This window comes from Streptomyces sp. NPDC001843, assembly GCF_042891955.1.
In the GTDB taxonomy this organism is placed as follows: Bacteria; Actinomycetota; Actinomycetes; order Streptomycetales; family Streptomycetaceae; genus Streptomyces.
In genome coordinates, this window is sequence record NZ_JBIATQ010000014.1 from 57,915 (window position 1) to 73,250 (window position 15,336).

Here is a 15,336-nt window from a genome sequence, read left to right on the forward strand (position 1 = left end):
AGGAGAACCGGAACGGGCTGATTTCCATCCGCGTCGTGCCGACGGCCGCCGGCACGACGAAAGGCGCCCCGCGGTGATCCGCGGGGCGCCCCTCAACATGCGTACGTGCGTACGGCTTGTCGTACGAAGATGATCAGAGCTTCTCGATCACGTAGTCGACGCACTTCGTCAGCGCCTCGACGTCCGCCGGGTCGATCGCCGGGAACATCGCGACGCGCAGCTGGTTGCGGCCGAGCTTGCGGTACGGCTCGGTGTCGACGACGCCGTTGGCGCGCAGCACCTTGGCGACGGCCGCCGCGTCGATCTCGTCGGAGAAGTCGATCGTGCCGATGACCTGGGAGCGCTTGGCCGGGTCGGAGACGAACGGGGTCGCGTGCTTCGACTCCTCCGCCCAGCTGTAGAGGCGCGTCGAGGAGTCCTTCGTACGGGCCGTGGACCAGGCGAGGCCGCCCTGGCCGTTGATCCACTCGAGCTGCTGGTTCAGCAGGAAGAGGGTGGCGAGGGCCGGGGTGTTGTACGTCTGGTTCTTGCGGGAGTTGTCGATCGCCGTCGGCAGGGAGAAGAACTCCGGGACGTGGCGGCCGGACGCGTGGATCCGCTCGGCGCGCTCGATCGCGGCCGGGGAGAAGACGCCGATCCACAGGCCGCCGTCTGAGGCGAAGGACTTCTGCGGGGCGAAGTAGTAGACGTCGGTCTCGGCGATGTCGACCGGGAGGCCGCCCGCGCCGGAGGTGGCGTCCACGAGCACCAGCGCGCCCTCGTCGGCGCCGGCGACCCGCTTGATCGGGGCGGCGACACCGGTGGAGGTCTCGTTGTGGGTGAAGGCGTAGACGTCGACGCCCGCCTCGGCCTGCGGCTCGGGGTGGGTGCCGGGGTCGGAGGCGATCACGGTGGGCTCGGCCAGCCAGGGCGCGAGCTTCGAGGCCTTGGCGAACTTCGAGGAGAACTCGCCGAAGTTCAGGTGCTGCGACTTGTTCTCGATCAGGCCGTGCGTGGCGACGTCCCAGAACGCGGTGGAGCCGCCGTTGCCCAGGACGACCTCGTAGCCGTCGGGGAGGGAGAACAGCTCGGAGATGCCCTCGCGCACCTTGCCGACCAGGTTCTTCACCGGGGCCTGGCGGTGGGAGGTGCCCATCAGGGACGTACCGGTGGCGGCCAGCGCGTCCAGCGCTTCCGTCCGCACCTTGGAGGGGCCCGCGCCGAATCGTCCGTCGGCGGGCTTGATGTCAGCGGGAATCTGGATCTCAGCCACGAGGCGAGGTTAGCGGCTGGGGGAAACCTGGGCGAAACCTCGTCCGTCGGGTGAGACGGCGTTTCTCCCGAGGTGGACGAGGGGCTGGTTTGCTGGACGCATGAGGGATCTCGAAGCGGAGCTGCGTGCCGCCCTCCGGGGCGAGGTCGGGTTCGACGTCACCCCACGCGCCCTGGTCACCATGGACGCGTCGAACTACCGGCGGGTCCCGCTGGGGGTGGTGGCCCCCCGGGACGCCGAAGACGTGGCGGCGGTGCTCGAGGTGTGCCGGACGCACGGGGTGCCCGTGGTGGCCCGGGGCGGTGGTACGTCGATCGCCGGGCAGGCGACGGGCACGGGTGTGGTGCTGGACTTCACCCGGCACATGAACCGGCTGCTGGAGCTCGACCCCGCCTCCCGGACGGCGGTCGTCCAGCCGGGACTCGTACTGGACCGGCTGCAGGAGGCCGCCGCCCCGCACGGGCTGCGGTTCGGCCCGGACCCGTCCACGCACAGCCGGTGCACGCTCGGCGGGATGATCGGCAACAACTCGTGCGGCTCGCACTCGGTGGCCTGGGGGACGACGGCGGACAGCGTCCAGGAGCTGGACGTCATCACCGCGCGCGGGCGGCGGCTGCGGCTCGGCAAGGGCTGGGCGGGCGCCCCGGACGGTCTGCGCGCACTGGTGGAGGGCGAGCTGGCCCGGCTGCGCACCGGCTTCCCGGAGCTGCCCCGCCGTATCTCCGGATACGCGCTGGACGCCCTGCTCCCCGAGAAGGGCGCCGACGTCGCCCGCGCCTTCTGCGGCTCCGAGGGGACGCTGGGCGTGCTGACGGAGGCGGTCGTGGGGCTGGTCGAGGCGCCACGCGCGCGTGCCCTGGCCGTGCTGGGTTACGCCGACGAGAGCGCGGCCGCCGATGCCGCCGCCGGGCTGCTGCCGCTCGGCCCGCTCACCGTGGAGGGCATGGCGGCCGACCTGGTGCGCTCCCCGGCCGGGCTGCCCCGGGGTGCCGCGTGGCTGTTCGTGGAGACCGGCGGGGACACGGAGGCCGAGGCACGCGCGCGTGCGGAGGCGATCGTGCGGGCGGCCGACGTCGTGGGCGCGTCCGTGGTCACCGGCCCGGGTGAGCAGCGCGCCCTGTGGCGCATCCGTGAGGACGCCAGTGGTACGGCGACCCGTATGCCCGACGGTTCCGAGGCCTGGCCCGGCTGGGAGGACTGCGCGGTGCCGCCCGCCCGGCTCGGCGCCTACCTGCGCGACTTCCGGGCGCTGCTCTCCTCCCACGGCCTGCGCGGCACCCCGTACGGCCACTTCGGCGACGGCTGCATCCACGTCCGCATCGACTTCGACCTGCTCACCGAGGCGGGCGTCGGCCGCTTCCGCCGCTTCTCCGAGGACCTCGCCGACCTGGTCGTGGCCCACGGCGGCTCGCTCTCCGGCGAGCACGGCGACGGACAGGCCCGCGCCGAACTGCTGCCCCGGATGTACGGCGACGAGCTGGTGGCCCTGTTCGAACGCGCCAAGGCCGTGTGGGACCCGGACGACCTGCTCAACCCGGGCATGCTGGTCCGCCCGGCCCCGCTGGACGCCGGCCTCCGCTTCTCCGTGCTGCCGCGCGAGCCCGTCGACGTGGCCTTCGGCTACCCGGCCGACGGCGGCGACTTCCAGGCCGCCGTGCGCCGGTGCGTCGGGGTGGCGAAGTGCCGTACGACGGTGTCGGCGGGCCCCGCCGTCATGTGCCCGTCGTTCCGCGCGACCGGCGAGGAGGAGCATTCCACGCGCGGGCGGGCCCGGCTGCTGCACGAGATGCTCGCGGGCGAGCTGGTCACCGACGGCTGGCGCTCCACCGAGGTCCGGGACGCGCTGGACCTGTGCCTGTCGTGCAAGGGCTGCCGCTCCGACTGCCCGGTCGGGGTCGACATGGCCACGTACAAGGCGGAGTTCCTGCACCACCACTACCGGGGGCGGCGCCGTCCAGCCGCCCACTACGCGATGGGCCGGCTGCCGCTGTGGCTGCGCTGGGTCGCCCGTACCCGCACCGCGCCGCTGCTGGGCGCCCTCGCGCGCGTACGGCCCCTCGCCGGCGTGGCCCGGCGGCTGGGCGGGATCGCGGCCGAGCGGGAGATCCCGCGGGTGGCGAAGGAGACGTTCAGCCGGTGGTGGCGACGGCAACGGGGCACGGCCGAGGGGAGCGGACCCCTCGTCGCCCTCTGGCCGGACACCTTCACCGAGCACCTCTCGCCCTCCGTGGGCCGGGCGGCCGTACGGGTGCTGGAGGCGGCCGGGCTCGGTGTCGCGGTGCCCGCGGGCGGGGTCTGCTGCGGGCTGACGTACGTCTCCACGGGCCAGCTCGACCACGCCCGCAAGGTGATGCGCCGCACCCTCGACCTGATGGACCCGGTTCTGGAGGCGGCGACCCCGGTGGTCGTCCTCGAGCCGAGCTGCGCCGCCGCGCTGCGCACCGACCTCCCGGAGCTGCTGCACGACGACCCGCGCGCGGCACGGCTGGCGGCGGCGGTGGTCACCTTCGCGGAGGCGCTCCAGCGGTACGCACCCGACTGGACCCCGCCGCCCGTGAACCGACCCGCCGTCGGCCAGACCCACTGCCACCAGCACGCCGTCCTCGGCGACGGACCCGACCGCCGGCTGCGCGCGGCGGTGGGCCTGACCGGCGAGCTGAGCGGCGGCTGCTGCGGGCTGGCGGGCAACTTCGGCTTCGAGAAGGGCCACTTCGAGGTGTCGCGGGCCTGCGCGGAGGAACAGCTGCTGCCCTCGGTCCGGGAGGCACCGCGGGGGGCGGTGGTCCTGGCGGACGGGTTCTCCTGCCGTACGCAGCTGGAGCAGCTGGGCGGGGTGCGGGGGCGGCATCTGGCGGAGGTGCTGGCGGATGCCCTTGGTCAGCCGTCAGGTGCGTGATCAGCTTCTGACGCGTGATCAGCCACCCTGCGAAAGGAGCCGTTCCCATGACCCTGACCCTCCGGCCCATCACCCGTGCGGAGCACCTGGCTTTCGTCGCCGCCCGCCCCTCGGTGAGCCATATGCAGCTGCCGTCCTGGGGGGACGTGAAGCCCGAATGGCGGGCGGAGAGCCTCGGCTGGTTCGACGGGGGCGGGCGGATCGTCGGGGCGGGGCTGGTGCTGCTGAGGCCACTGCCCAAGCTGAAGCGGTACCTGGCGTACCTGCCGGAGGGCCCGGCCATCGACTGGCACGCTCCCGACCTGGAGCGCTGGCTGGACCCGCTGCTGGCGTACCTGAAGGGGCGGGGTGCCTTCTCCGTGAAGATGGGGCCGCCCGTCGTCGTACGCCGCTGGAACCCGGAGGCGGTGAAGGCGGCCATCGCCGACCCGGGCGCGCGGCGACTGCGGGACGCGGAGGCGACGACGGTCGAGCCGGCCGCCTTCGAACTCGCCGACCGGCTGCGGCGCATGGGCTGGCAGCAGACCGAGCCGGGCGGCGAGGACGGCTTCGCCGCCGGACAACCCCGCTACGTCTGCCAAGTCCCCTTCGCCGGACGCTCCTTGGCGGACATCCACCAGGGCCTCAACCAGCAGTGGCGGCGCAACATCAAGAAGGCCGACAAGGCGGGCGTGAAGGTCGTCCGCGGCGACCACGAGGACCTGCCCGCCTTCTACACGCTGTACGCCGAGACCGCCGAACGCGACCGTTTCATCCCGCGTCCGCTGCCCTACTTCCAGCGCATGTGGACCGCGCTCACCGCCGAACACCCCGACCGTATGCGGCTGTACCTCGCCCACCACGAGGGTGACGTCCTCGCCGCCGCCACGATGATCACCGTGGGCAGCCACGTCTGGTACTCCTACGGCGCCTCCACCAGCCGCAAGCGAGAGGTGCAGCCCAACAACGCCATGCAGTGGCGCATGATGACCGACGCCCACGAAAGGGGCGCGGCCGTCTACGACTTCCGGGGCATCACCGACACCCTGGAGGAGTCCAACCACCTCCTCGGCCTGCTCCGCTTCAAGGTCGGCGCGGGCGGCGAGGCCGTCGAGTACCTCGGCGAGTGGGACTTCCCGCTGAACCGGCTGCTGCACAAGGCGCTGGACGTCTACATGGCCCGCCGCTGACGGCGCGTTCTCAGGCTGCTCAAAGAAACACCGGCTTCTCAAAGGAGTTTCCCAGCTCTCCAAGTAACCCCCAGGTAATGACAGGGAGTTCACAGCGCACCTTTGCCATTTTTGCCGTTCGGTGGCACGGGGAGTGTGTAAGTTTCTTGCTGTCGGAATCCGGAAACGGAATTCGGCGGACCACAGAACTTCGAAACACCAGGAGTCGGTAATGAGCTTCAAGAAGCTTGCCCCGCTGCCCCCGAAGCCCAAGTCGAAGCAGCTCCCCCCGCCGCCGAAGCCGAGGCCGAAGAAGCACGCCCACAAGCCGCTTCCCAAGCCGCTGCCCGGCCAGGACCACTGATCCGACGCTGAGCAAAAGGGGGTCGATGGTGCACCGTCGACCCCCTTTGCGCATTCCTGAATTCCATATGTCCGGGGGACGGAAAGCGGAGGGAGTCTGAAATGGATATGGACGACGGCGAGGACGACGAGCTCGCATACGAGGACACGCCCACCATTCCCGCCCGCACCGCGTTCCGTCGTTTCTGGCCGCTGACCAGAGGACTGCGCCGCTGGCTCCTGGTCGTCTGGCTCTGCACCGTGCTCGCCGCACTGGCCGAGACCGAGGCCATCCTGCTGTTCAGCGACCTCACCGACAACGCCCTGGAGAAGGGCTCCCTCGGCGCGTTCTGGTCCCCCGCGGTCAAGTGGCTGGGCATCGCCGCGGTCGGCGCGGCCGTCGCGTACGCGGGCAACTCGCTGGCCGCCTGGACGACCGAACGCTTCGTGATGCGGCTGCGCGAGCACGTCTTCGACCACGTGCAGCAACTGCCGCCGCACTTCTTCCAGCGCCATCGCCAGGGCGATCTGCTCTCACGTCTGACCAGTGACGTCGAGGCGATCGAGACGATGGTCGTGTCGGGGCTCGTGGGAGCCGCGTCCGCCGCCTTCAGCGCGTTGTTCTACGCGGCCGCCGCGTTCTGGCTGCGCTGGGACCTGGCCGCCGCCACCTTCGTCCTGGCCCCCCTCTTCTGGCTCGCGGCCCGCCGCTTCTCCGGCGCCATCAAGGACGTCTCCCGCGAGGGCCGGGTCGCCGACGGCGCGATCACCTCGGTCGTCGAGGAGTCGCTCGGCAACATCGTGCTCACCCAGGCCTACGACCGCCGGGACGCGGAGCGGCGCCGCCTGCACGAGGAGGCGACCGCCTGGTTCCGCGCCTCGGTCCGCTCGACCCGCCTGAACGAGGCGTACGAGCAACTGGTGCAGGTCATCGAGACGGTCTGCGTCCTCGCCGTGATCGGCATCGGCGCCTGGGAGATCTCCACCGGCCGCATGACCCTCGGCCAGCTCCTCGCCTTCGCCGCCTTCCTCGGCTACCTCTACCCGCCCGTACGCGGCCTGGCCCAGATCGGCCTCACGGTCACCGCGGCCACCGCGGGCGCCGAGCGGCTCATCGAGATCCTTGACGTGCGGCCCGCGGTCTGCGACCCCCGCCGCGGTGGCACGGAGACCGGCCGTCCCGACGGCACGGTGGAGGTGCGGAACGTGTACTTCGGCTACCCCGGCACGGAGAAGCCCGCGCTCAAGGACCTCTCCTTCACGGTCAGCCCCGGCGAGCTCGTGATCATCACCGGCCCGAGCGGCGCGGGCAAGTCCACGGTCTCCAAGCTCCTCCTGCGCTTCTACGACCCGGACGCGGGCGACCTGCTCCTCGACGGCGTGCCCCTGCGGGACTTCCCCCTGGCCCGCCTGCGCCAGTACATCACCCTGCTCCCCCAGGAGACCCTGGTCCTGCACGACACCGTCCGCGCGAACATCGCCTGCGGCCGGCCCGGCGCCAGCGACCAGGCGATCGAGGAGGCGGCGCGGGCGGCCGACGCCCACGACTTCATCGTCCGGCTCCCGGACGGCTACGACACCAAGGTCGACCCCAACTCGGCCCGCCTGTCCGGCGGGCAGCTGCAGCGCCTGGCGATCGCCCGCGCGATCCTGCGCGACGCGCCGGTCCTGGTACTGGACGAGCCCACGACGGGCCTCGACGCGATGGCGGCCCGCCGTGTCGTCAAACCACTGCGCCGGCTGATGAGCGGCCGCGCGACCATCATGATCACCCACGACCTGAACCTCGCCCCCGACGCCGACCGCATCCTGGTCGTGGACCGGGGCCGCATCGTGGAGACGGGCCGTCACGAGGAGCTCCTCGCACGCGGCGGGGCTTACGCACGACTGCACCGCTCACAGAACAGCGCCGGCGCCGTGATGGACACCGGCGAGCTGCGGCTGCCGCTGTCGTTCGAGACGGGGCAAGGGGTGTACGTCCAGTCCGAGGGGGACGGGCGGGTGCAGGGGTACGGGCAGGCGCACGGCGACGGAAACGGGTACGGGGGGTACAGCGGCTACGCCTACTCCCCCGGGGGCTGGCCCGATCCCGCCGCGCAGGCCTACGGCCCCGGCGGCCCGGGCCACTCCCTCTACGACGGCCGCCCCCTGTTCCGCGACGAGGCAGTCTATTACTCTGGACCGGAAAGTACATCGTGATGAACGATTGCTGACCCAACAGCCCCCAGCACCAGGACCGCCCCGTGAGCACCTCCCCCACCGCCCCTCCCTCGTCCCCGCCCCTGGTCTCCGGTGGCGGTGGCCGCACTCCCCGCCGGTTCGGTTCGCTCGGGCCGGTGGGGCTGGTGTTCGCCGGCGGTGTCTCCGTGCAGTTCGGCGGTGCTCTCGCCGTGACCCTGATGCCCCGGGCCGGCGCGCTCGGTGTGGTGACGTTGCGACTGCTGGCGGCGGCACTGGTCCTGCTGGTCGTCTGCCGCCCCCGGCTGCGCGGCCACTCGCGCACCGACTGGGGCACGGTGATCGTCTTCGGCATCACGATGGGCGCGATGAACGGCCTCTTCTACGAAGCGGTGGCCCGCATCCCCCTGGGAGCGGCGGTCACCCTGGAGGTCCTGGGCCCCCTCTCCCTCTCGGTACTGGCCTCCCGCCGCGCGGTCAACGCGCTGTGGGCGGGGCTGGCCCTCCTCGGCGTCTTCCTGCTGGGCGGCGGAGGGTTCGGCGACCTCGACCTGCCGGGCACGGCCTTCGCGCTGGCGGCGGGGGCCATGTGGGCGGCGTACATCGTCTTCAGCGCCCGTACGGGCCGCCGCTTCCCGCAGGCGGACGGGCTGGCGCTGGCCATGGCGGTGGCGGCACTGCTGTTCCTTCCCCTGGGCGTCGCGGGGTCGGGCGGCAGGCTCCTCGACCCGGTGACGATCGCCCTCGGCTCAGCGGTCGCGCTGCTGTCCTCCGTCCTCCCCTACACGCTCGAACTCCTCGCCCTCCGCCGCCTCCCCGCCCCCACCTTCGCCATCCTCATGAGCCTGGAGCCGGCGATCGCGGCAACGGCCGGCTTCTTGATCCTCGGCCAGACCCTCTCCCCCGTGCAGACCCTCGCCATCGCCCTGGTGATAGCGGCGAGCATGGGGGCGGTGCGGACGCAGGTGGGGCGGGGGTAGGGGGGTAGGGGGTAGGGGCGGGTGAGCGGGGCCGGGGGTGCGCCTTCCTACGGTCCCTTGCATAGAGCGCACTCCAAGTCGTTGGCTTGTGCCTCATGGAGTACACGCAGCTCGGACGTACCGGACTCAAGGTCAGCCGACTCGTCCTCGGCACCATGAACTTCGGCCCGCAGACCGATGAGGCCGACAGTCACTCGATCATGGACGCGGCGCTGGACGCGGGTATCAACTTCTTCGACACCGCCAATGTGTACGGGTGGGGTGAGAACAAGGGCCGTACCGAGACGATCATCGGTAACTGGTTCGCCAAGGGCGGCGACCGCCGTGACAGGGTCGTCCTCGCCACCAAGGTCTACGGCAACATGGGCGCCGACGGCCCGGCCTGGCCCAACCACGACAAGCTCTCCGCGCTGAACATCCGGCGGGCGGTGGACGCCAGCCTGAAGCGGCTGCAGACCGATTACATCGACGTCTACCAGTTCCACCACGTCGACCGGAACACGCCGTTCGAGGAGATCTGGCAGGCGATCGACGTCCTGGTCCAGCAGGGCAAGGTGCTGTACGTCGGTTCCTCGAACTTCCCCGGCTACAAGATCGCCCAGGCCAACGAGGTCGCCGCCCGGCGCGGCGGGACGATCGGGCTGGTCAGCGAGCAGTGCCTGTACAACCTCGCCGAGCGCCGTGCCGAGATGGAGGTGATCCCGGCCGCGCAGGACTACGGGCTCGGGGTGATCCCGTGGTCGCCGCTGCACGGCGGGCTGCTGGGCGGGGTCATCAAGAAGGAGGTGGAGGGCGGGCGCCGGGCGAGCGGGCGGGCCGCCGACTCCCTGGCCAACGCGGCCATCCGCGACCAGATTCAGGCTTACGAGGATCTGCTCGACAAGCACGGGCTCGAGCCCGGTGAGGTTGCGCTCGCGTGGCTGCTCACCCGGCCCGGGGTGACCGGTCCGATCGTGGGCCCGCGCACGGCCGAGCAGCTGGCGTCCGCGGTGCGGGCCGTGGAGCTGGAGCTGTCGGAGGAGGTCCTGACCGGGCTGGACGAGATCTTCCCGGGGCCGGGGCCGTCGCCGGAGGCCTTCGCCTGGTAGCGGGCGAGGCGGCGGCGGTCTACTTTCCGACCGCCGCCGCCACCGCCACCAATACGAACAGCAGCACGAGCGCAGCGGCCATGATCCGGTTCCGGGTTTTCGGGTCCACGCGTCCGAGCCTAACCGGCCCCGCCGGAGGTGGCTCCGAGTGGCCAGCGGTCGACGGCCTCGTACCGGGGTTGTGCCCCGGGCACCCCTGACCTCGGCAGGTGGCTGCGCACCAGTACCAGCTCCCGTACCGTCCAGGTGCTGCCGGTGAATCCGGCGAGGGAGTCGACGTACGGGCGTACGTCCACGGCGTCCCGGCTCCTGGCCACCGTCAGGTGGGCCTTGTACCGGCGGTGCTCCCCCATCGGCACGCCCGCCTTCCGCGCCGCCGCCTCCGCGCGTTCGGCGAGCAGCCGCAGGGCCGGCAGGTCGCCCTCGGCCCCCGTCCACAGGGCGCGGCCGTGACCGAACTGGCCGCCGCCGCGCAGGGCCAGCGGGAAGGACGGGGTACGGGCGGCCGCGCGCTGGAGGCGGGCGGACAGGTCGGGTACGAGGTCCTCGCCGACCTCGCCGTAGAAGGCGAGGGTGAAGTGCCAGCCGGGGCGGCCGGTCCAGCGCAGGGCGTCCGCACCGGAGAGCTTCTTCAACCGGACTACTTCGGCGGCGAGTTGCTCGGTGACGTCCGGCGGGGGCAGCACGGCGGCGAAGAGTCTCATAAGCACCAGGGTGTCATCGGGGGGCTGCCATCATGAGGTGATGGAGATCAAAGTCAGAGAAGGCGGCCCGGACGACATCCCCTTGATACTCGGCATGCTCGACAGCTCGGTGGAGTGGCTCGTCGCGCAGGGGCGGACCCGGCAGTGGGGGACCGAGCCCTGGTCGGAGAATCCCCGGGCGGTGGACATGGTCCACCGGTACGTCGCGGAGGGCTCGCCCTTCATCGCCGAGCTCGACGGCGTTCCGGCGGCCACCCTCACGCTCAGCACGGCGCCCGGCCCGTACCTGGAGCCCGCCGACGAGCCCGAGCGGTACATCCACCTGCTCGCCTCGGACCGCCGCTTCAAGGGCCACGGCGCCGGCGCCGCGCTGCTGGCCCACGCCGTCGAGGAGACCCGCCGGGCCGGAGTGTCGCTGCTGAGGGTGGACTGTTACGCGGGCGACGACCGCAAACTGGTCGCCTACTACGAGAGCAACGGCTTCACACCGACGGAGGCCTTCACCTACGGCGAGGACAAGTGGCCGGGGCAGGTGCTGGCCCGGAGGGTGTAGCCCCCTGCGCCCGGACTGCCCTCAGGCCGCGGTCGCCAGCTGCTCCCGCTCGCGCGGCACGAACCGGACCCTCGGGTGGCCGTGGTACCAGCCCACCGACAGGCGCAGGCCGCCGATGCGGGCCAGGATCAGGCCGATGGTGACGGCGGCGGCGGCCGAGACGACACCGCCGAGGGCGAAGCCGACGCGGGGGCCGTAGGTGTCGGTGATCCAGCCGACGACCGGCGCGCCAAGCGGCGTTCCGCCCATGAAGACCATCATGAACAGGGCCATCACCCGGCCGCGCATGGCCGGGTCGGTGGCCATCTGGACAGCGGTGTTCGCCGTGACGTTGACCGTCAGGCCGGCGATCCCTATCGGGGTCATGAGCAGCGCGAACAACCAGTACGACGGTGCCAGCGCGGCCACGATCTCCAGCGCGCCGAAGACCGCTGCGGCCGCGATCAGCAGGCGCAGCCGGGCCGTGCCGCGCCGGGCGGCGAGCAGGGCGCCGACCAGGGAGCCGACCGCCATGAGGGTGTTGAAGAGGCTGTAGGCGCCGGCGCCCGCGTGGAAGACGTCGTCGGCGTAGGCGGACAGCCACACGGGGAAGTTGAAGCCGAAGGTGCCGATGAAGCCGACGAGGACGATCGGCCAGATGAGGTCCGGCCGTCCGGCGACGTAGCGCAGACCCTCGCGGAGCTGGCCCTTCCCTCTCGGCGCCCGCTGGGCGACGTGCAGCTCACGGGCGCGCATCAGCAGCAGGCCGCCGATGGGCGCGACGAAGGACAGGCCGTTGAAGAGGAACGCCCAGCCGGTGCCGACGCCGGTGATCATGACGCCCGCGACGGCGGGGCCGACCAGGCGGGCGGACTGGAAGTTGGCCGAGTTGAGGCTGACCGCGTTCTGCAGCTGTTCGGGGCCGACCATCTCAGAGACGAAGGACTGGCGGGCCGGGTTGTCGACGACCGTGGCGAGGCCGACGGCGAACGCGGCGACGTAGACGTGCCAGACCTGGACGTGTCCGGTGAGGGTGAGCGCGGCGAGCGCGAGGCCGGTGAGGGCCATCGACGCCTGGGTGACGAGCAGCGTGGGGCGCTTGGGCAGGCGGTCGACGAGGACACCGCCGTACAGGCCGAACAGCAGCATCGGCAGGAACTGCAGGGCCGTGGTGATGCCGACGGCCGCGGAGGAGCCGGTGAGGCTGAGGACGAGCCAGTCCTGGGCGATGCGCTGCATCCAGGTGCCGGTGTTGGAGACGACCTGGCCGATGAAGAAGAGGCGGTAGTTCCGGATCTTCAGCGAGCTGAACATCGAGGTCCTGCGCCTGGGGGCGGGCGGGGAGTCGTGGGTGGTCGGTGCGGGGGCGGAAGCTGCTCCGGATCCCGAACTCAAAAGGGTTCGCCTCCTTGCGATGGCACGCGGGTGCTTAGAGGTGTGCGAGTTTTTCCAGCACGGGAGCGGCGGCGCGCAGTTTCGCCCACTCGTCCTCGTCGAGGCCCTCGACCAGGCCGGCCAGGAACGCGTTGCGTTTGCGGCGGCTCTCCTCGAGCATCGCCTCGGCCTGCTCGGTCTGGGTGACGACCTTCTGGCGCCGGTCCTCGGGGTGCGGTTCCAGACGGACCAGTCCCTTGGCCTCGAGCAGCGCCACGATGCGGGTCATCGACGGCGGCTGCACGTGCTCCTTGCGGGCGAGTTCGCCCGGGGTGGCGCTGCCGCAGCGGGACAGGGTGCCCAGCACCGACATCTCGGTGGGGCTCAGCGACTCGTCGACGCGCTGGTGCTTGAGGCGACGGGACAGTCGCATCACGGCGGAGCGCAGTGAGTTCACGGCGGCAGCGTCGTCGCCATGGGTAAGGTCCGACATGTTCTTTAGCGTAACTCATTACTCTCGCTAAAGACCACCGGGGACACGTCGGTTGGCCGTGACCCTGGCCACTGAGCCGCAATATCACTCTTTTGGGTGATCCCTGTGCGGAACGTGACGCAGGGCACCGAAGAGTGCCGCGACCCTCGTACGCATGGGGACCAGCGTGCTCAGCCTGCGCATGGACCGCGAGCTGCTCGAACGGCTCCGCCACCATGCCGCCAAAAGAGGAATGAGCGTCCAGGACTATGTGGTCCGGACGCTCATTCGGGACGACTTCGACGAGCGGTTCCAGGCCGCCGTCGAGGAGACGGAGAGGTTCTACGGGGTCACGTGAGCCCCAGGGCCGGCATCAGGTAGTAGAAGGCGAACACCGCCGAGACGACGTACATGGGTACGGGGATCTCCTTGGCGCGGCCGGCCGCCAGGCGCAGCACCACAAAGGTGATGAAGCCCATGCCGATGCCGTTGGTGATCGAGTAGGTGAACGGCATCATCACCATCGTCACGAAGGCCGGCATGGCGAGGGTGGGGTCGGTCCAGTCGATCTCCTTGACGGACCCGGCCAGGATCAGGAAGCCGACCGCGATCAGCGCGGGGGTGGCCGCCTGTGAGGGGACCATCGTGGCGACCGGGGTCAGGAACAGGGCGAGGGCGAACAGCGTGCCGGTGACGACGTTGGCGAAGCCGGTGCGGGCGCCCTCGCCGACTCCGGCGGTGGACTCCACGAAGCAGGTGGTGGCCGAGGAGGAGCTGGCACCGCCGGCGGCGACGGCGATGCCGTCCACGAAGAGGACCTTGTTGATGCCGGGCATCTGCCCCTGGGCGTCGGTGAGCCTGGCCTCGTCGCTGATGCCCATGATCGTGCCCATGGCGTCGAAGAAGCAGGACAGCAGCACGGTGAAGACGAAGAGGATGCCGGTCAGCGCACCGACCTTGCCGAAGCCGCCGAAGAGGCTGACCTGACCGATGAGCCCGAAGTCGGGAGCGGCGACGGGGTTGCCGGGCCACTTCGGGGTGGTGAGGCCCCAGGTGGACACGTGTGTGACCGCGTTGATGACCAGGCTCAGCACGGTCATCGACACGATGGAGATCAGGATCGCCCCGGAGACCTTGCGCACGATCAGCGCGAGGGTGAGCAGGGTGCCGAGGACGAAGACCAGCACCGGCCAGCCGGTGAGGTGGCCGTCGCCGCCGAGCTGCAGCGGAACCGTGGTCTGGGCGACGTCCGGGATACGGGTGACGAAGCCGGAGTCGACCAGGCCGATCAGCATGATGAACAGGCCGATGCCGATGGAGATGGCCTTGCGCAGGCTGTAGGGCACCGCGTTCATGACGCGCTCCCGGAGCCCCGTGGCGACGAGCAGCATCACGACGAACCCGGCGAGCACGACCATGCCCATCGCGTCCGGCCAGGACATCCGGGGCGCGAGCTGCAGCGCGACGACGGAGTTGACGCCGAGGCCGGCCGCGAGCGCGATCGGCACGTTGCCGATGACGCCCATCAGCAGCGTGGTGAACGCGGCGGTCAGGGCGGTGGCCGTGACGAGCTGGCCGTGGTCGAGTTGGTGCCCGTACATGTCCTTGGCGCTGCCGAGGATGATCGGGTTCAGCACGATGATGTACGCCATCGCGAAGAAGGTGGCGAAACCGCCGCGGATCTCACGCGGCAGCGTGCTGCCCCGCTCGGAGATCCGGAAGAAGCGGTCGAGCGCGCCGTGCCCGGATCCCTTGCCCGGCTGCTGCGGGACGGGAACCTTGGCGGGGGCCGAGGTGGACATGCGGGACCTTTCATCACCAGTGGGCATTCCCCCAGCCCGTTTGGTGTTTCCTACGAACAGAAGCGGCCAAAGACAAACGGATTCAGTATGAACATATAACTTCAGGAACGCTATCTCCGCGCGTAGACCTGATCGCCTCGTAAGCTGTCCGCATGAAGAAGTGGACCCCCACGCACGAGGCACCGGAGCCCCTGGAAGGCCCGGTGGTCGCCACCATCACCGGCGGCACGATCCTCTGGTTCGTCCTCTTCCTCGCCCAGCTCCCCTTCTACGGCTGGTACGCCGACCACGGCCACACCTGGTGGATCTGGACCTGCCTGGCCGGGGGTGGGCTCGGGCTCATCGGCGTGTGGTACGTCCGTCGGCGGGACGCGGCGATCAAGCGGTCGGCGGGTGCTCGGCCGGGCCCGGCTGAATAGTCCGCACGCTGCAGCCGGGCCCTGTTGGGGGACTTCTCAGCCGACCGTCACGAGTGGGTGGGTGGGAAACGGGGGCCAGGGGCGCAGCCCCTGGCGGGGTCTGGGGCGGAGCCCCAGGGGGCGGAAAGGGCAAGGCCCCCCGGGAAAGC

The 15,336-nt window shown here is 71.1% G+C and carries 14 protein-coding genes; 9 read left to right on the forward strand and 5 right to left on the reverse strand.

The window, feature by feature from the left end:
* Positions 1 to 133: 133 nt before the first annotated feature.
* The gene (gene serC / locus ACFYZQ_RS30840; protein ID WP_389154750.1) at positions 134 to 1,252 is read right to left on the reverse strand and encodes a phosphoserine transaminase; all 1,119 of its coding nucleotides are present in this window, start codon (positions 1,250 to 1,252) and stop codon (positions 134 to 136) included.
* Positions 1,253 to 1,352: 100 nt separating this feature from the next.
* Here serC and ACFYZQ_RS30845 point away from each other — a divergent pair, with 100 nt between their 5' ends.
* The 6 genes from ACFYZQ_RS30845 (at position 1,353) to ACFYZQ_RS30870 (ending at position 9,884) form a co-directional block, all read left to right on the forward strand.
* Positions 1,353 to 4,148 (forward strand): FAD-binding and (Fe-S)-binding domain-containing protein, encoded by a 2,796-nt coding sequence (locus tag ACFYZQ_RS30845; protein ID WP_389154752.1) that lies wholly within the window; start codon positions 1,353 to 1,355, stop codon positions 4,146 to 4,148.
* A gap of 47 nt (positions 4,149 to 4,195) precedes the next feature.
* The gene (locus ACFYZQ_RS30850) at positions 4,196 to 5,317 is read left to right on the forward strand and encodes a lipid II:glycine glycyltransferase FemX (RefSeq protein ID WP_389154755.1); all 1,122 of its coding nucleotides are present in this window, start codon (positions 4,196 to 4,198) and stop codon (positions 5,315 to 5,317) included.
* A 211-nt stretch (positions 5,318 to 5,528) separates the two neighbouring features.
* Positions 5,529 to 5,660, forward strand: a complete 132-nt coding sequence (locus ACFYZQ_RS30855; RefSeq protein WP_389154757.1) for a hypothetical protein — start codon at positions 5,529 to 5,531, stop codon at positions 5,658 to 5,660.
* 107 nt (positions 5,661 to 5,767) lie between these two features.
* Positions 5,768 to 7,837, forward strand: a complete 2,070-nt coding sequence (locus tag ACFYZQ_RS30860; protein WP_389155242.1) for an ABC transporter ATP-binding protein — start codon at positions 5,768 to 5,770, stop codon at positions 7,835 to 7,837.
* A 44-nt stretch (positions 7,838 to 7,881) separates the two neighbouring features.
* The gene (locus ACFYZQ_RS30865) at positions 7,882 to 8,796 is read left to right on the forward strand and encodes a DMT family transporter (protein WP_389154759.1); all 915 of its coding nucleotides are present in this window, start codon (positions 7,882 to 7,884) and stop codon (positions 8,794 to 8,796) included.
* A 95-nt stretch (positions 8,797 to 8,891) separates the two neighbouring features.
* Complete coding sequence (locus ACFYZQ_RS30870; protein ID WP_389154762.1) at positions 8,892 to 9,884, forward strand: aldo/keto reductase; 993 nt, start codon at positions 8,892 to 8,894, stop codon at positions 9,882 to 9,884.
* Positions 9,885 to 10,003: 119 nt separating this feature from the next.
* Here ACFYZQ_RS30870 and thpR read toward each other — a convergent pair whose 3' ends face one another.
* Positions 10,004 to 10,588 carry an RNA 2',3'-cyclic phosphodiesterase gene (gene thpR / locus ACFYZQ_RS30875; RefSeq protein WP_389154764.1) on the reverse strand — a complete coding sequence of 195 codons (585 nt, stop codon included), beginning with the start codon at positions 10,586 to 10,588 and terminating at the stop codon, positions 10,004 to 10,006.
* 40 nt (positions 10,589 to 10,628) lie between these two features.
* On the opposite strand from thpR, the gene ACFYZQ_RS30880 reads away from it, so the two are divergent.
* The gene (locus ACFYZQ_RS30880; RefSeq protein ID WP_389154767.1) at positions 10,629 to 11,141 is read left to right on the forward strand and encodes a GNAT family N-acetyltransferase; all 513 of its coding nucleotides are present in this window, start codon (positions 10,629 to 10,631) and stop codon (positions 11,139 to 11,141) included.
* Between the two features lie 21 nt (positions 11,142 to 11,162).
* Here the strand turns inward: ACFYZQ_RS30880 and ACFYZQ_RS30885 are convergent, their stop codons facing one another.
* Together ACFYZQ_RS30885 and ACFYZQ_RS30890 are read right to left on the reverse strand one after the other, a co-directional pair.
* Positions 11,163 to 12,434, reverse strand: a complete 1,272-nt coding sequence (locus tag ACFYZQ_RS30885) for an MFS transporter (protein WP_389154770.1) — start codon at positions 12,432 to 12,434, stop codon at positions 11,163 to 11,165.
* A 115-nt stretch (positions 12,435 to 12,549) separates the two neighbouring features.
* Positions 12,550 to 12,987: a MarR family winged helix-turn-helix transcriptional regulator gene (locus tag ACFYZQ_RS30890; RefSeq protein WP_389154773.1), complete on the reverse strand. Its 438-nt coding sequence runs from the start codon at positions 12,985 to 12,987 to the stop codon at positions 12,550 to 12,552.
* Positions 12,988 to 13,141: 154 nt separating this feature from the next.
* On the opposite strand from ACFYZQ_RS30890, the gene ACFYZQ_RS30895 reads away from it, so the two are divergent.
* Positions 13,142 to 13,324: a ribbon-helix-helix protein, CopG family gene (locus tag ACFYZQ_RS30895; protein ID WP_388804153.1), complete on the forward strand. Its 183-nt coding sequence runs from the start codon at positions 13,142 to 13,144 to the stop codon at positions 13,322 to 13,324.
* On the opposite strand, the gene ACFYZQ_RS30900 is transcribed toward ACFYZQ_RS30895, so the two are convergent.
* Positions 13,317 to 14,768: an NCS2 family permease gene (locus ACFYZQ_RS30900; RefSeq protein WP_389154776.1), complete on the reverse strand. Its 1,452-nt coding sequence runs from the start codon at positions 14,766 to 14,768 to the stop codon at positions 13,317 to 13,319. The genes ACFYZQ_RS30895 and ACFYZQ_RS30900 overlap by 8 nt on opposite strands.
* Positions 14,769 to 14,920: 152 nt before the next feature.
* On the opposite strand from ACFYZQ_RS30900, the gene ACFYZQ_RS30905 reads away from it, so the two are divergent.
* The gene (locus ACFYZQ_RS30905) at positions 14,921 to 15,187 is read left to right on the forward strand and encodes a DUF2530 domain-containing protein (RefSeq protein ID WP_389154778.1); all 267 of its coding nucleotides are present in this window, start codon (positions 14,921 to 14,923) and stop codon (positions 15,185 to 15,187) included.
* Positions 15,188 to 15,336 lie beyond the last annotated feature (149 nt).

Bases quoted from the DNA above. Each gene is read 5' to 3' on its own strand.
- ACFYZQ_RS30870 (WP_389154762.1), top strand. From the start codon at position 8,892: ATGGAGTACACGCAGCTCGGACGTACCGGACTCAAGGTCAGCCGACTC.
- ACFYZQ_RS30885 (WP_389154770.1), bottom strand. From the start codon at position 12,434: ATGTTCAGCTCGCTGAAGATCCGGAACTACCGCCTCTTCTTCATCGGC.
- ACFYZQ_RS30845 (WP_389154752.1), top strand. From the start codon at position 1,353: ATGAGGGATCTCGAAGCGGAGCTGCGTGCCGCCCTCCGGGGCGAGGTC.
- ACFYZQ_RS30860 (WP_389155242.1), top strand. From the start codon at position 5,768: ATGGACGACGGCGAGGACGACGAGCTCGCATACGAGGACACGCCCACC.
- ACFYZQ_RS30855 (WP_389154757.1), top strand. From the start codon at position 5,529: ATGAGCTTCAAGAAGCTTGCCCCGCTGCCCCCGAAGCCCAAGTCGAAG.
- ACFYZQ_RS30880 (WP_389154767.1), top strand. From the start codon at position 10,629: ATGGAGATCAAAGTCAGAGAAGGCGGCCCGGACGACATCCCCTTGATA.
- thpR (WP_389154764.1), bottom strand. From the start codon at position 10,588: ATGAGACTCTTCGCCGCCGTGCTGCCCCCGCCGGACGTCACCGAGCAA.
- ACFYZQ_RS30900 (WP_389154776.1), bottom strand. From the start codon at position 14,768: ATGTCCACCTCGGCCCCCGCCAAGGTTCCCGTCCCGCAGCAGCCGGGC.
- ACFYZQ_RS30895 (WP_388804153.1), top strand. From the start codon at position 13,142: ATGGGGACCAGCGTGCTCAGCCTGCGCATGGACCGCGAGCTGCTCGAA.
- ACFYZQ_RS30850 (WP_389154755.1), top strand. From the start codon at position 4,196: ATGACCCTGACCCTCCGGCCCATCACCCGTGCGGAGCACCTGGCTTTC.
- ACFYZQ_RS30890 (WP_389154773.1), bottom strand. From the start codon at position 12,987: ATGTCGGACCTTACCCATGGCGACGACGCTGCCGCCGTGAACTCACTG.
- ACFYZQ_RS30905 (WP_389154778.1), top strand. From the start codon at position 14,921: ATGAAGAAGTGGACCCCCACGCACGAGGCACCGGAGCCCCTGGAAGGC.